Source organism: Rhodothermales bacterium (assembly GCA_041391505.1).
Classification (GTDB): domain Bacteria; phylum Bacteroidota; class Rhodothermia; order Rhodothermales; family JAHQVL01; genus JAWKNW01.
In genome coordinates this window covers 1-13,476 of the sequence record JAWKNW010000053.1, presented here as the reverse complement: position 1 = coordinate 13,476, position 13,476 = coordinate 1, and the positions used below count along the sequence as shown (strand labels likewise).

Sequence of the window (13,476 nt, the reverse complement as noted above, 5' to 3'; positions counted from 1 at the left end):
CATCGGGTTCGACGGTTTTCTGCTCATGAACGGCATCCAGGACATCTTCAATACCGTCGATAGCCGGCGCATCATCTACGACCGTCCGTTCGAGGGCATCCTGCCGGCCTACCACCGGCTCGATATCTCGGTGGAGCGCACGTTTACCTGGGAGCATACCAGCCTCGTCCTGCAGGCCGGCGCGATCAACGTATACAACCGGCGCAACCTGCTCTCGCTCGACATCTTCACGCTGCGCCGGACCGACCAGTTGCCGTTCGTTCCGACGGTCGGCGTCAAAGCCTCGTTTAATTGAGTGAGCCGTTTCGGCATCGTAATCCCCATGTCTACCCCTTCCGTCAGCGATCCCACAGCCCCCGTCCGGTCCCGTGTCTTGTTGCGGGCAGGGCGCTGCGCGGCCGGCGCGCTGGCGCTGGCCCTCCTGCTGGTCGCCGGCTGCGAGGAGGATGTCAATCCGTTTATCGGCACCAACCTGCCCTACACGGTCTGGGGCTACATCAATCCGAAGGCCGATACCCACGCCGTGCGGGTGTTTACGATCGACGACCAGCTGCGCCTCATCTCCCCCGAACCGATCGACGCCACGGTTTCGCTGGTCCGGGTGTCCGACGGGCGTCGCTCGTTCTGGGTGGACTCGACGGTGCAGCTGTTCAACGGTGATTACCGCCACATCTTCTGGCTCGCCGAGCCGGTTACGCCCGGAGAAACCTACCGCCTCGAAGTCGAACGCTCAGATGGCGTCGTCACCCGGAGCGAGGCGGTGATCGTGCCTGACCCCATCGCGCTCGAACTGCTGCCGCCCAATGAAAACGTGGTCTCGTCGATCGAACTGCCCGTGCTCTTCCGCGGCGACCCGCCGGCGCTGCCGCGCGTCGAGGTGACGTACCGGACGTACTCGACGAACACGGCCGGCGTGACCACGGCGACGCTGCCCGTGGTCATCAGCTACACCACCAGGCCGATACGCCGCCCCGAAGGATGGGAGCTGCTCGTCCAGCTGCGGGACGACTTTCGTATCATCGCGCGGTCCTACGCCGAACAGGAGCTGCCCGCTCAGTTTATCTGCGCCGACTCCCTGCAGCTCGATGTCCACGTCGGGGATGCCGGATGGGTCTCTCCCGTCGGGGTGTTCGACGAAAATTTCCTCGTCGAACCCGGCACCCTGTCGAACATCGAGAACGGTTTCGGCTTTTTCGGCGCCGGCTACATCGAATCCATCACCTGGCATCCCTCCGACCTGCTCCTCGTGCGCGCCGGCTTCGACGACTGTACCGGCGTGTCAAACTAACGCGGCAGGTGCTGTAACAATTCGTGACCTCGTGCATACAAATGCTTTGATGTCAGACAATTCGATATCAATCTAAATCCATGCCGACACATTACACAGGCGACGCCGAGACCGTTCGGGCGCTCGATACCTTCATCAAACTCTCCCGCGCCGCCGAATCCGTCGGGGCGCGCGTCAACGCGCATCTGCAGGACTTCAACCTGACGGTGAGCCAGTTCGGCGTGCTTGAGGCGCTCTACCATCTCGGCACGCTGCAGGCCGGCGAACTGGCGGGCAAGATCCTCAAGAGCGGCGCCAACATGACGACGGTGCTGGACAACCTGGAAAAGCGCGCCCTCGTCAGTCGCATCCGGAAGGACGACGACCGGCGCTGCGTCGAGGTGCACCTGACGGAGGCCGGCCGGGCGCTCATCGCTACGATCCTGCCGGCGCACGTCGAACGGGTGCGCGATGCCTTCGCCCGGCTCGGCCCGGACGAACAGGAAACCCTCGGCGCCCTGTGCAAAAAGCTCGGACGCTCCTGACCTCTACACACACGACACAGCGCATCACCATGAACGCGATACAGGGATTGCATCACATTACCGCCGTCGCCGGCGATCCGCAGGCCAACCTGGTGTTCTACCAGCGCGTGCTGGGGCAGCGCCTGGTGAAAACGACCGTCAATTTCGACGACCCCGGAACGTACCATCTCTATTATGGCGACGAAACCGGCACGCCGGGGACGATTCTTACCTTCTTCCCGTGGCGCCACATGCCGCGCGGCCGCGTGGGCGCCGGCGAGACCAGCGCGGTGGCCTACGCCATCCCGCGCGACGCGCTCTCGTACTGGCTGGAGCGGCTGACGGCGTTTGGATTGAGCGTGAAGGAGGTCGAGCCGCGCTTCGGCGACCGCGTGATCCGGTTTTACGACCCGGATGGCATGAAGCTCGAACTCGTGGCGTCGGGCGATCCCTCGACGATCCAGCACTGGAACGAGGGCCCCGTCGATGCCGCGCACGCGCTGCGGGGCTTCCACAGCGTGTCGTTGCTGCTCCATGAGGTCGAGCCGACGGCCGAGTTGCTCACCGGACAGCTCGGCTACCGGTTCGTCGGGACCGAGGGCGACCGGCATCGCTACGCCGGCGCGTCGTCCGATCGGGGGCTGTATGTGGATCTCGTCCACGCGCCGAACGAGGCGCCGGGCCGCTTTGGGGCCGGATCGATCCATCACATCGCCTTCCGCACGGTCGACGACGAAGAACAGATCGCGTATCAAACGCGGCTCTACGACGCCGGCGTGGGCGTGACCGAGGTGAAGGATCGCCAGTATTTTCATTCGATCTATTTCCGGTCCCCGGGCGGCGTCTTGTTCGAGATCGCCACGGATGCGCCGGGTTTTGCCTACGACGAGCCCGTGCCGGCGCTGGGCAGCGCCCTGAAGCTGCCGCCCTGGATGGAGCCTCGCCGGGCCGAGATCGAGACCCGCCTGCCCGCCATCGACCGCGCCGCGCGGCATCCGAAGGAGGCCATCGATGCCTGAGCCGAACCTGTCGCCGCACGCCGGCCAGCCGCTGGCGACCGCCGGTGCGCCGCTGGAGGCCGCCCGCGCCGCCGTCATCCTCGTGCACGGCCGCGGAGCGCGGGCCGCCGGCATGATCGATCTCGCGCAGCACGTGTTCGACGAACGCGTCGCCTACCTCGCCCCGCAGGCGGCGGGGGCCTCGTGGTATCCGCATTCGTTTCTCGCGCCGCTGGCGATGAACGAGCCCGGGCTCTCGTCGGGCCTCGCGGTCCTCGCTGCGCTGGTCGCCCGCGCCAAGGACGCCGGCGTGCCGGCCGGGCGGATCGTGCTGCTCGGCTTTTCGCAGGGTGCGTGCCTCGCGCTCGAATTCGCGGCGCGCAATCCCCGGCGCTACGGCGGGGTCGCCGCGCTGAGTGGCGGATTGATTGGCAGCGCCGACCTTCCCGGAACGGTGCCGCCCGATGACAAGGCGTTCGGCTATGCGGGATCGCTCGAAGGAACCCCCGTGCTGCTGGGCTGCAGCGATCGCGATGCGCACATCCCCCTGGCGCGCGTGCACCGCTCGGCGGAGGTGATGCGCGGGCTCGGCGCGGAGGTCGATGCCCGCATCTACCCGGGCATGGGGCACACCATCAACGCGGAAGAGATCGACCTCGTCGCCGCGATGATCGGCTCGGTGCTTCAGGGCGCATCGGACTGACGCCCGGATGTGGCGTATCGGATGATCGTTTCGCCCGACCAGGCGTCCACCGGACGCGCTTCGGAAAGCCGGCCCCGGTGCATCACCGCCACCGTATCGCAGACGCCCAGGAGTTCGGGCAGATACGAACTGGCCATCACCACCCCTTTTCCGCCGCGCGCCGCCTCGTCGATCAGCCGGTAGATATCGGCCTTGCTGCCGATGTCGACCCCGCGCGTGGGTTCGTCCAGCAGCAGGATGTCGCTGTCGTGATGCAGCAGGCGAGCGAGGCAGAGTTTCTGCTGGTTGCCGCCGGAAAGCGTGCGCGCCGGCTGGCCGGGCGATTGGCTGCGGATGCCGAGGCGCGCGATCCAATCGCTCGCGGCGGCGTCCTCGCGCCGGCGGTCGATCAGGCCGCGACGGACGTAGCGTTTGGCATCCGAGAGGGTCAGGTTGGTGGCGAGCGACAGGTCGACCGCGAGCCCTTCGGCCTTGCGGTCCTCGCTCAACAGATCGAGTCCGATCCCGAGCGCGCGCTGCGGCGTGAGGAAGGCCAGCCGGACGGGCCCGGACGGACCGATGCGCACCACGCCGTCTTCCGCCGGCCGCAGCCCGAAGAGGGACCGAAGGGTCTCGGATCGGCCCGCGCCCACGAGGCCGGCGATGCCGAGCACCTCGCCGCGGCGCACCGTGAACCCGACGCCGACCGGCATGTCGCCCGGCCCCGTCGCGTTTTCGACCGACAGCAGCACCTCGCCGAAGGGGCGCCCGCCCGCGGGATACAGATCGCCCGCCGGCCGGCCGATCATCGCCGCGATCAGGTGCGGGATGGTGGTGTCGGCGAGGACGCCGCCGGCCACCGATTCGCCGTCGCGCAGCACGGTGTAGGTGTCCGCCACGTCGCGCACTTCCTCGAGAAAATGGCTGATGTAGATCACGGCGACCCCGTCGGCCTTCAGCCGGCGGATCACGTCGAACAGCGCCCGGGCATCGGCGGCGGAAAGCGAGCTGGTCGGCTCATCCATCACCACGATGCGGGCTCCGGACAGCAGCGCGCGGGCGATCTCGACGACCTGCTGTTTGCCGATGCTGAGCCGGCCGGCGCGGTCTTCCAGGTCGATATCCTGCTGCCCGAGCCGCGCCAGCGCGGCCCGCGCTTCGTCGCGCCGGGGAAAAATCCAGCCGAAACGGTGCGTCTCCAGTCCGAGCGTGATGTTTTCGAGCACCGAGAGGTGCGGGGCGATCGTTCCTTCCTGGTAGATCATCGCGATGCCGGCGCGGCGTCCGTCGGCGGGGGAGGCCGGCCGATAGGGCCGTCCTTCGAGCGTCATCGCGCCGGCGTCGGCCTGGAGGGCGCCGCTGAGCACATTCATCAGCGTGCTCTTGCCGGCGCCGTTTTCACCGATCAGGGCATGCACCTCGCCGGCGCGTACGGCCAGGTCCACGCCCCGCAGCGCCTGCACGGAGCCAAACGACTTGACGATGCCGGAGAGGGTAAGCATCGCTCCTCACTCGCCGAGCCAGGTCGCCAGATCCGGGTTGAGCAGCGCCTGCGCGTCCGGCTCGTCGACGTTTTCGGGCGTGATCATCATGATGCGCGTGTCGATCCGGGCGTCGAAGGGCTGCCCGCGTACGATGGCGGCGGCCGTCTTGACGCCGTTGTAGCCCATGTCGAACGGATCCTGGAGCGCGAGCCCCTGGATGGCGCCGGCGCGGAGCCCCGCGAGCAGCGTCTCGTTCGCGTCGAACCCGACGAAGCGGACCTTCCCGGCGCGGCCGGCCGTTTCCAGCGCGCGGAGCATGCCCTGCGTCGCCGATTCGTTCGAGCAAAAAATCCCGTCGACGTCCTGAAAGCGGTTCAGGATGTTCTGCGAGGCCTGGAGCGCTTTTTCGACGGTGGCGCCGGCATACTGGTTGTCGGACACGATCTCGATATCGGGCGCGTAGGCCGCGATTTCTTCCAGGAAGCCCTGTTCGCGGTTGCCGGTGCTGGCCGACCCCTCCTGGTAGCGGAGGACGATGACGCGTCCTTTTTTGCCCAGCAGATCCGCCAGCCGGCGGGCGCAGAGCCGGCCGCCCTCGAGGTTGTTCGTGGCGACGAAGCTGGACTGGGCGTCGGACTCGAGCCCCGAGTCGATGATGACGACCGGGATTTCGCGGCGCACGGCCGCCTCCACCGGCGCGGCGAGGCTGACGGCGTCCAGCGGCGCGAGGACGATGGCGTCCACGCCGCGGCTCACGAAGTTCTGCACGACCTGGATCTGCAGCTGGCGGTCGTCTTCGCGCTGGGGCCCCTGCCAGATGATGTCGACATCCAGTTCCGCGGCCGCCTTGTTCGCGCCGGCATGGATGCTTTTCCAGAACTGGTGGGTCGTCCCCTTGGGGATGACGGCGATCTCGACGCGGTCCGCCGAGCCGCCGCGGTTGCAGCCGGCGATCAGGACGAGGAGGCAGAAGGCGAACGCGGCAGGGTGCAGGTTTTTCATGGGATCGATGAGCTTGGGGCACGATGCCGGCAATCTAGCGAATCGGTGGAAGAGTTGCGCCAGCATGGGCGCGTGGAATCACGCGGGCGCGGCCGGCGTTCTGGGGGAGGACGAGTCCGTTTTCCCGCATGCACGCATCCATCTCCATCGAACCCCTGCTTTCTCGTAGCCCCGAGGAGACGCGCGCGTATGGCGAGCGGCTCGGGGCCCGGCTCCAGCCCGGCGACGTCGTGGCGCTCCATGGCGACCTCGGCGCGGGCAAGACGCAGCTCGTGAAGGGCATCTGCGCGGCGTGGGGGATCGACGAGGCGGTGGTGAGCAGTCCGACGTTCGCCCTCGTCCAGGAGTATGCGGGCCGCTCGTTTCCCGTTTACCACTTCGACGCCTACCGCATCCAGCAGCAGAGCGAGTTCTTCGAAATGGGATACGAGACCTATTTTTTTGGCGACGGGGTGTGTCTGGTGGAGTGGCCGGAGCGCATTGCGTCGTTGCTGCCGGCCCACACCATCCGGTTGCAGATCGATCACGTGGATGAAACGACGCGGCGGATCGCCGGCGGGGGGCCGGCATGACGTTCGCTGACGCCGAGGCCTATCTCCTGCGCCTGCCCAGTTTCTCCGCCATCGGCGGGGCGGCGTACGTGCCCGGGTTCGAGCGGATCGAGGCCTTGCTGGCCGGCATGGGCGATCCGCATCGGGCGCTGCGCATCGCGCACGTGGCGGGGACCAACGGCAAGGGATCCACCGCTTCGATGCTGGCTTCCATCGGCACCGCCGCGGGGAAGCGGATGGGGCTTCATACCTCGCCGCATCTGTATCGCCTCAACGAGCGGATGCGGATCGACGGCGTTCCGATCCCCGACGAGCAACTGGCCGTGCTGGTGGCGCGTCACGCCGCGCTCATCGAACGCGTGCGGCCGAGCTTTTTCGAGGCGACGGTGGCGCTGAGCCTGCTCCATTTTGCCGAGGAAGCCGTGGACGCGGCGGTGGTCGAGGTGGGGCTCGGCGGCCGGCTCGACGCGACCAACATCGTATCGCCGGCGGTCTGCGCGATCACCACCATCGGGCTCGAACACACCGCCTTTCTGGGGGATACGATAGAAGCCATCGCGGCGGAAAAGGCCGGCATCGTCAAACCCGGCGTACCGGTGGTATGCAGCGTGGAACAGCCATCGGCCGTTGAGGTTGTACGGCGCATTGCACATCGACAGGCCGCGCCGTTTCATGGCCTCGACGACGAGGTGACGATCGCCGAGTTATCCGCCGCGATCTCCGGGATTACGATGGATGTGACGACGCCGCAACGGATGTACGCCGGCCTTTTCCTGGCGTTGCCGGGGCGATTCCAGGCGCGCAACGCCGCGCTGGCGACACGGGTGGCCGAACTGTTTTTTGAAGACGAAATGGCCGGGAGCGGCGCCGCGGTGTACCGGGGGATGCGTCAGGTACGGCGCCTTTCCGGGCTGCGCGGCCGGCTCGAGGTGCTCGCGCAGGAACCGCTGATCGTTCAGGACGTTGGGCATAATCACGACGGGCTTTCCGCCAGCCTCGCATTTATGAACGAACAGCTAGCGGGTAGCGGAGGACGTTTGTTCGTCGTTTTTGGTGTCATGCGAGACAAAGATATCGATCGCATGGCGCAGCTCCTCAAAACTGCTGAAGCCCACGTTGTGCTGGTGCCCATCAGCGTTGAGCGTGCGTTGCCACCCCCGGAACTCGCCGACAGGTTATCTCGGCACGTCCTATCCATACATCGTTCCGCTTCCGTAGAAGATGCCTTGATGTGGTTCCGCCGTCAAGCCACGCCTGACGATGGCTTGCTGATCACCGGCTCACATTTTGTCGCTTCTCAAATCCTTCCTCAGCTAGACCCCAACTAGACACGCCATCCACAATCCTCATTCTTGAACCGGGCTACCGATGCGGTAGCATCCCGCGCGTTTCGGAGCCGCCCCATGCGGCCGGCGCATAACAGGGTACGAACGCCATTCCCCACGGGCATATGAAAATTTGCCTATGTAACGGGGTGAAGCGTTGATTTTTAGGCGCGATACGCTATCTTGAGAGGCCAGCATTTCGCAAGAAAGCTACGCGACGCTGCGTGCGACCCCTCCAGGTCTACCGACACCAAGGTAACCGCACGTGAGCCAGGCTGCCAAGCCCTGCCTACCTCCCCGTTTAGCGTCCTTCCTTCCTACCCGGTTCAGGTTCCCTTTTACAATCTCACTGACAAGGTGTATCAAGCCTGTTCGATTCATTTCTGTGCCGTCGAAGTGCGTTACGCAGAGGGTCACCGCGCAGGTCTTCCAGTTCGGATGTTGCGCTAAACGCCAGCAATACCCCTTGCTGTAGTCCCTATTCTTTCACGCTGTATGAAAATTGCCGACTTAAAAGACAAAAAACTCGCTGACCTGAGAGACATCGCCCGCGATCTGGGTCTAACGGGTTATTCTGGGCTGAGAAAGCAGGATCTGATCTATCTCATCCTTGAAACACGCGCCGAGGCGGTGGCTCACACCATGCCGTCGCCGGCCGCGGCGCCGGCTGCCGCGCCCCGCGAACGCGCGGAGACCGTGGCCGAAGCCCCGCCGCCCCGCCGCCCTTCGGGCGACGAAGGCCCTGCCCGCGAACAGGGGCGCCGCCCCCGTACGGAGAGCCGGGGCCCGCGCGAGGGAGACGACCGCACGAGCCGCGGAGGCAACAACGATTCCTGGAGCGAGGGCCGAGACCGGGATCGGGGGCGCCGCTACGAGGAAAACCGTGGTCGCGACGATCGGTCGTCCGACAGCTACGACAATCGTGCTCCGTATCGCCAGAAAGATGCGCGCCCCGACGGGCGCAACCCCCGCGGGGGTGGGCGCGACGAAGCTCCCGACACCACGGGCCCACGAGCCCGCAAAGGAAACGATCGAGGTGAGGTTCGCAACATGAACGAACGCAATCAACCGCGCAAGCCCGACGACCGCTACGAAGGCCGCAAATCGAATGGCCGAAACGACAACCGGGGCGATAGCCGCGGAGAAGGCCGCGGCGACAGCCGGGGGGATAGCCGGGGCGACAACCGGGGCGACCGCGGCGGTGACCGCGGCGAACGCGGCGATAACCGGAATCGGGGCGGTCAGGGCGAACGCGATGCGCGCCGCATGGATCGCCGCGATCCGCGCCGGCCCGAGAAACGCCCCAGCATGGGTGGCGCGCCGGCCGGGCCGGACAACCGCCGACGCCGTACGGCGGGCGGCGGCTCGCGCGAGGAACAGCGGAAACGGGTCTACGAAGGACGGCCGGAATACATGGCCAACTACGACCCGAACAAGACGGAACTGGAAGGCATGATCAACAAGGTCGGGGTGCTTGAAGTCCTCCCCGACGGATACGGCTTCCTCCGTTCGGCCGAATACAACTACCTGCCCAGCCCGGACGACATCTACGTTTCGCCGTCCCAGATCAAGCGGTTCAGCCTCCGCCTGGGCGATACGGTGGACGGCGAAGTCCGTCCGCCGAAGGAAGGCGAGCGGTTCTTTGCGCTCATCCAGGTGAACAGCATCAACGGCCGCACGCCGGCCGAACTCGAAGAGCGCATCAGCTTCGATTTTCTGACCCCGCTCTACCCCGAGGATCAGCTCCGCCTGGAATACCACCCAACCGATTACAGCATGCGCGTGATGGATCTCTTCGCGCCGATCGGTAAGGGACAGCGCGGCCTGATCGTCGCGCAGCCGAAGACGGGCAAGACGATTCTGCTCCAGAAGATCGCCAACGCGATCACGACGAATCATCCCGAGTGTTACCTGATCATCCTCCTCGTGGACGAACGTCCGGAAGAGGTCACCGATACCATGCGCAACGTGCAGGCCGAGGTGATTTCGTCGACGTTCGACCAGGAGCCCGAACGCCACGTCGAAGTGGCGGACATCGTGCTCGAGAAGGCCAAGCGGCTCGTGGAAGCCGGCCAGGATGTGGTCATCCTGCTCGACTCCATCACCCGTCTCGCGCGTGCGCACAACGCCGTCACGCCGAACACCGGCAAGACGCTCTCCGGCGGTATGGAAGCCGGCGCGCTCCGCGGTCCGAAGCGTTTCTTCGGCGCCGCGCGTAACGTGGAAGAAGGCGGATCGCTGACGATCATCGGCACCGCCCTCATCGATACGGGCAGCCGCATGGACGAGGTCATCTTCGAGGAGTTCAAAGGCACCGGCAACATGGAACTCGTGCTCTCGCGCGAACTCGCCGACCGCAGGATCTTCCCCGCGATGGATACCGTCAAGTCCGGCACCCGCCGCGAAGAACTCCTGCTTCCCGAAGCGAAGCTCAGCCGTGTCTGGATCCTCCGCAAGCTGCTGGCTGACATGGATCCGATCCAGTCGATGAACTTCCTCCTCGACAAGATGCGCGGCACGCGCGATAACGACGAGTTCCTGATCGTCATGAACTCGTAGCGGCGCGCGCTCACGCGTGTACGCAACGGCGACCCCTGCATTGTGAAGCTTCAGGCTATCTTCTTCGACCTCGATGGCGTACTGGTGGACGTTTCGCGATCCTACCGTCGCGCCATCGAGGAAACGGTAGCGCACTTCACCGGACGAGCGATCGAACCGGGGACCATCCAGCGTTACAAAAACCTGGGTGGTCTCCCCGATGATTGGAAGCTCACGCATGCGATCGTGACGGACGCCGGCATCCAGGTGTCGCCCGCGCGGGTATTCGATGAGCTGCAGCGGCAATATCGCGGCGAAAACTGGGAGGGATTCATCCAGGAGGAGCGACCGCTCGTCCAGATGCGAACCCTCGAACGGCTGCATCTCGCCGATCTCGTCCTGGGGATCGTCAGCACGCGTCCGGCCGCGGAAGTGGAGTGGACGCTCGACCGATTCGGCTGGAAACGGTATTTCCCGCTCGTCATCCCCCGCGAAATGCTCGAGGGACGCGGCAAACCGGATCCCTATCCGCTCCTGCGCGCCCTCGCCATCCTCGATGCCGCCGGCCGGCCCACACCACCGGCCCAGGCCATCTACGTCGGCGCTACGGTCGACGATGTCACGGCGGCGCTGCGCGCCGGGATCTGGAGCGTGGGCGTGACGACGCTGCACGCGGACCGCGATGCCCAGGACGACCCGCTCAAAAAGGCCGGCGCACACCACGTCCTCCACTCCGTCGACGCCATAACAGGCCTGATCGAACGGTTTGCCGAGTTTATTCCGCATCCTCCAGACATCGACGACGACCTGGATTGAGTCTCCAGGCGGTTCCGGGGATCGCGTTCGACCTACACGGTGAGGCGCAACGCGCCCTGGATGCTGCTTCCCCGTTATCCGAGCTGCTCGGCGATCCGATTCGCGGCCTCCAGGCCCGACATCAGGGCGAGTTCCACGCGCGACTTTTCGGCCAGGGCATCGCCGGCGAAATACAGTCCGTGCGCCGCGCCGGCGCGGAGTTCGGCCGCGTTGGCGGGTGTGACCGCCCGCGCGAATCGCCAGCGCTGCCCGTCGTGCCAGGCCGGATCCGGCAGCGAGGGGACGAGGGCGCGCAGATGGGACAGCACCTCGGGCAGGAGGTCGTCGAAGGATTCGAGGTACCGCCGCGCACTCCAGGACGGCGCCATCTGGGCCAGGATCACGCATTTGCCGGCGGGGACATGCCCCTCCTTGGCATTCTCGATGGCCGCCCACACCAGGGGCTGTTGCCGGTCCATGTTCACACGCGCGTACCACTCCCCGTCAAGGGCCGGCGCCTCGTCGAACCCGAGTACGAAGCTGAGTTGCGACTCATACCGGGATTGCCTGAGCGCCTTCGCCAGCCGGTAACGGAGGCTCGTATCCATTTCGCTGGATTCGAGAATGACGGCCGATTGAGGAGCCGGCGCCGCCAGCAACACGCCGTCGTAGGGGCCGTATGGCTGTTCTTTCTCGGCGATCAGGATCCAACCGTCCTGCCGGACTAACCGTTCGATGCGCGTCTGATTCAGGATCCGCGCGTTGGAAGCGGCCGAAATCAGTTTGGCAAGCTGGCTGATGCCGTGCCGATAGTTCCACCGGGCCGGCGGCGTAGTGGGTTGGGGCGGCCCCGGGGTGTCCGGCACGCCGAAGGGGATGACCGGGCGCGTGATCTGCACCAGATCCTCCGCGGACAACGCGTTAAAAACCAGGTGGCGCACGGCCTCGGGTTCCAGCGAGAAGTAGTTGGCCCCGTGATCGTACCGGATGTCTTCGCGGCCCCGTGTGGCAGCGCGACCTCCCAGACCGCGGCTTTTCTCGAAAAGGTCGATCTCGATGTCGGCGTTACGCAACGCCCAGGCGGCGCCAAGACCGGCTATACCGGCGCCGAGGATGGCAAGTCGTTTCATAAGGACAGATCGTGGGGTGCCCCGTCCGACGACAACGTCGGTTCAGTGCACCAGCTCTTTCTGGAGTCTTCGCAGCAGGCCCCGATAGCCGGCCTGCATGACGGCCTCGTGATTCCATCGGATGATCGGGCGAAGCAGGGGGCGTAGCACGCGCATCCAGCCGGCGCTCGCGTCGGCTCGCCAGTCGAGACGGACCAGGGTGTCGCGGCCGTCACCGGTCAGTTGCCAGCATCCCCAGCCGGTCAGGTCGCCCGTGGCGACGCCCTCGATCACGGTAGGAGGCTCCACGCGGGTGATGCGTAGATCGAAGGCAAAACGGTACGGCAGAGGACCGCGCCAGACCATACGGCGCAGGCTTCCGAGTCCCAGTTGATCGCCCGCTTCCACCGGGTCCATCGTTGCGATGGCCCCCCACCATTCCGTCCAGTGTTCGATCGTGTGGATTTCATCCCATACGATCTGTAATGGCGCGGGGACGCGCCACGTCGTCACAAATTCGAAATCGGCCATGGGGGGCACTGTTGCGCGCGGACGCGATGGGAGGGAGTCCGCGCTCGTGAGGAGTGCAAGGGCACCATAAATCTAGCCAGAGCACGGCAATAGGGCAAGCTGGCTGTAGCATTGGGTGAGAAAACCTGGGATTGTCTGGCGAGAGAAACGGAACGGAACCTGCCGCATTGAACGCCTTTAGTGTATATTACGCAGTTCGGTGTTTGAACAACTATCGGGATGTCCTTCCGCGTGGGGTGGTCATCGGTGAACGCTAAAGCACAGTAGAGCTACGACCCGCAGCACCGAAAGACCGCGTCGCTCCATGCGAGTCGAGGCGTCGACGCGTCTTGTATCCGAGAAGGGACAGCAAGCTGCTGAGTTAATTCGCGAGGTATGCGCCTGCGTGCATCATGTATTATATCGGTTGGTTGGATAGGCCTGGCGCTGACGTTGGCCGGCTGTCTGGACGGTGCGCCGCGGAGCAATCCGCTCGACCCATTCGGTGAGGGGTTTGAGAACGTAGGAGCCATCGAAGGCAGCATCACCGGGTTCTATGCGCCGTTCGATGGGCTCGAAGGGGTGGAGGTGCGTGTCGAGCCCGGGCCCGTGACCGTCATGACCCGCAACGGGGGTGCCTTCCGCGTCGGCGATTTGCCGGCCGGCTCGTACGTGCTCACGGCGCGCCGCG

At 65.7% G+C, this 13,476-nt stretch carries 14 protein-coding genes; 10 read left to right on the top strand and 4 right to left on the bottom strand.

All coding sequences use genetic code 11. The annotated features are described in order from the left end of the window. The 5 genes from R2834_24495 to R2834_24475 form a co-directional block, all read left to right on the top strand. Nucleotides 1-295 (top strand): TonB-dependent receptor (locus R2834_24495; GenBank protein ID MEZ4703513.1); only part of this gene is annotated, 295 nt, incomplete at its 5' end. 27 nt (nucleotides 296-322) lie between these two features. Continuing rightward, a complete protein-coding gene (locus R2834_24490) occupies nucleotides 323-1,288 on the top strand; it encodes a DUF4249 family protein (protein MEZ4703512.1) in 966 nt (321 codons plus the stop codon). An 80-nt stretch (nucleotides 1,289-1,368) separates the two neighbouring features. After that, nucleotides 1,369-1,812 carry a MarR family transcriptional regulator gene (locus R2834_24485; GenBank protein MEZ4703511.1) on the top strand — a complete coding sequence of 148 codons (444 nt, stop codon included), beginning with the start codon at nucleotides 1,369-1,371 and terminating at the stop codon, nucleotides 1,810-1,812. Nucleotides 1,813-1,841: 29 nt separating this feature from the next. After that, nucleotides 1,842-2,810 carry a ring-cleaving dioxygenase gene (locus tag R2834_24480; GenBank protein MEZ4703510.1) on the top strand — a complete coding sequence of 323 codons (969 nt, stop codon included), beginning with the start codon at nucleotides 1,842-1,844 and terminating at the stop codon, nucleotides 2,808-2,810. Next, complete coding sequence (locus R2834_24475; protein ID MEZ4703509.1) at nucleotides 2,803-3,492, top strand: dienelactone hydrolase family protein; 690 nt, start codon at nucleotides 2,803-2,805, stop codon at nucleotides 3,490-3,492. The genes R2834_24480 and R2834_24475 overlap by 8 nt, the downstream gene beginning before the upstream one ends. Here R2834_24475 and R2834_24470 read toward each other — a convergent pair. Together R2834_24470 and R2834_24465 are read right to left on the bottom strand one after the other, a co-directional pair. Next, a complete protein-coding gene (locus tag R2834_24470) occupies nucleotides 3,474-4,973 on the bottom strand; it encodes a sugar ABC transporter ATP-binding protein (GenBank protein ID MEZ4703508.1) in 1,500 nt (499 codons plus the stop codon). The two genes, R2834_24475 and R2834_24470, sit on opposite strands and share 19 nt — an antisense overlap. Before the next feature lie 6 nt (nucleotides 4,974-4,979). Next, nucleotides 4,980-5,957 (bottom strand): substrate-binding domain-containing protein, encoded by a 978-nt coding sequence (locus R2834_24465; protein MEZ4703507.1) that lies wholly within the window; start codon nucleotides 5,955-5,957, stop codon nucleotides 4,980-4,982. 128 nt (nucleotides 5,958-6,085) lie between these two features. On the opposite strand from R2834_24465, the gene tsaE reads away from it, so the two are divergent. From tsaE to R2834_24445, 4 genes are all read left to right on the top strand, one after another. Then, entirely contained in the window at nucleotides 6,086-6,529 is a 444-nt protein-coding gene (gene tsaE, locus R2834_24460) for a tRNA (adenosine(37)-N6)-threonylcarbamoyltransferase complex ATPase subunit type 1 TsaE (protein MEZ4703506.1), read from the top strand. Beyond that, a complete protein-coding gene (locus R2834_24455; protein ID MEZ4703505.1) occupies nucleotides 6,526-7,836 on the top strand; it encodes a folylpolyglutamate synthase/dihydrofolate synthase family protein in 1,311 nt (436 codons plus the stop codon). Before tsaE ends, R2834_24455 begins: the two co-directional genes overlap by 4 nt. A 492-nt stretch (nucleotides 7,837-8,328) precedes the next feature. Beyond that, nucleotides 8,329-10,392: a transcription termination factor Rho gene (gene rho, locus R2834_24450; GenBank protein MEZ4703504.1), complete on the top strand. Its 2,064-nt coding sequence runs from the start codon at nucleotides 8,329-8,331 to the stop codon at nucleotides 10,390-10,392. Between the two features lie 42 nt (nucleotides 10,393-10,434). Beyond that, a complete protein-coding gene (locus tag R2834_24445; protein MEZ4703503.1) occupies nucleotides 10,435-11,187 on the top strand; it encodes an HAD hydrolase-like protein in 753 nt (250 codons plus the stop codon). 74 nt (nucleotides 11,188-11,261) lie between these two features. Here R2834_24445 and R2834_24440 read toward each other — a convergent pair whose 3' ends face one another. Both R2834_24440 and R2834_24435 read right to left on the bottom strand, forming a co-directional pair. Then, nucleotides 11,262-12,296: an FAD-dependent oxidoreductase gene (locus R2834_24440; protein MEZ4703502.1), complete on the bottom strand. Its 1,035-nt coding sequence runs from the start codon at nucleotides 12,294-12,296 to the stop codon at nucleotides 11,262-11,264. A 42-nt stretch (nucleotides 12,297-12,338) separates the two neighbouring features. After that, nucleotides 12,339-12,806, bottom strand: coding sequence for an SRPBCC family protein (locus R2834_24435; protein ID MEZ4703501.1), 468 nt, complete (start codon nucleotides 12,804-12,806; stop codon nucleotides 12,339-12,341). Between the two features lie 432 nt (nucleotides 12,807-13,238). Between R2834_24435 and R2834_24430 the strand changes: the two genes are divergently transcribed. Then, a partial coding sequence (locus tag R2834_24430) for a hypothetical protein (GenBank protein ID MEZ4703500.1) occupies nucleotides 13,239-13,476 on the top strand: 238 nt, incomplete at its 3' end.

Bases quoted from the DNA above. Each gene is read 5' to 3' on its own strand.
- R2834_24465 (MEZ4703507.1), bottom strand. From the start codon at position 5,957: ATGAAAAACCTGCACCCTGCCGCGTTCGCCTTCTGCCTCCTCGTCCTG.
- R2834_24485 (MEZ4703511.1), top strand. From the start codon at position 1,369: ATGCCGACACATTACACAGGCGACGCCGAGACCGTTCGGGCGCTCGAT.
- R2834_24455 (MEZ4703505.1), top strand. From the start codon at position 6,526: ATGACGTTCGCTGACGCCGAGGCCTATCTCCTGCGCCTGCCCAGTTTC.
- R2834_24480 (MEZ4703510.1), top strand. From the start codon at position 1,842: ATGAACGCGATACAGGGATTGCATCACATTACCGCCGTCGCCGGCGAT.
- R2834_24475 (MEZ4703509.1), top strand. From the start codon at position 2,803: ATGCCTGAGCCGAACCTGTCGCCGCACGCCGGCCAGCCGCTGGCGACC.
- R2834_24470 (MEZ4703508.1), bottom strand. From the start codon at position 4,973: ATGCTTACCCTCTCCGGCATCGTCAAGTCGTTTGGCTCCGTGCAGGCG.
- R2834_24435 (MEZ4703501.1), bottom strand. From the start codon at position 12,806: ATGGCCGATTTCGAATTTGTGACGACGTGGCGCGTCCCCGCGCCATTA.
- rho (MEZ4703504.1), top strand. From the start codon at position 8,329: ATGAAAATTGCCGACTTAAAAGACAAAAAACTCGCTGACCTGAGAGAC.
- R2834_24490 (MEZ4703512.1), top strand. From the start codon at position 323: ATGTCTACCCCTTCCGTCAGCGATCCCACAGCCCCCGTCCGGTCCCGT.
- tsaE (MEZ4703506.1), top strand. From the start codon at position 6,086: ATGCACGCATCCATCTCCATCGAACCCCTGCTTTCTCGTAGCCCCGAG.
- R2834_24440 (MEZ4703502.1), bottom strand. From the start codon at position 12,296: ATGAAACGACTTGCCATCCTCGGCGCCGGTATAGCCGGTCTTGGCGCC.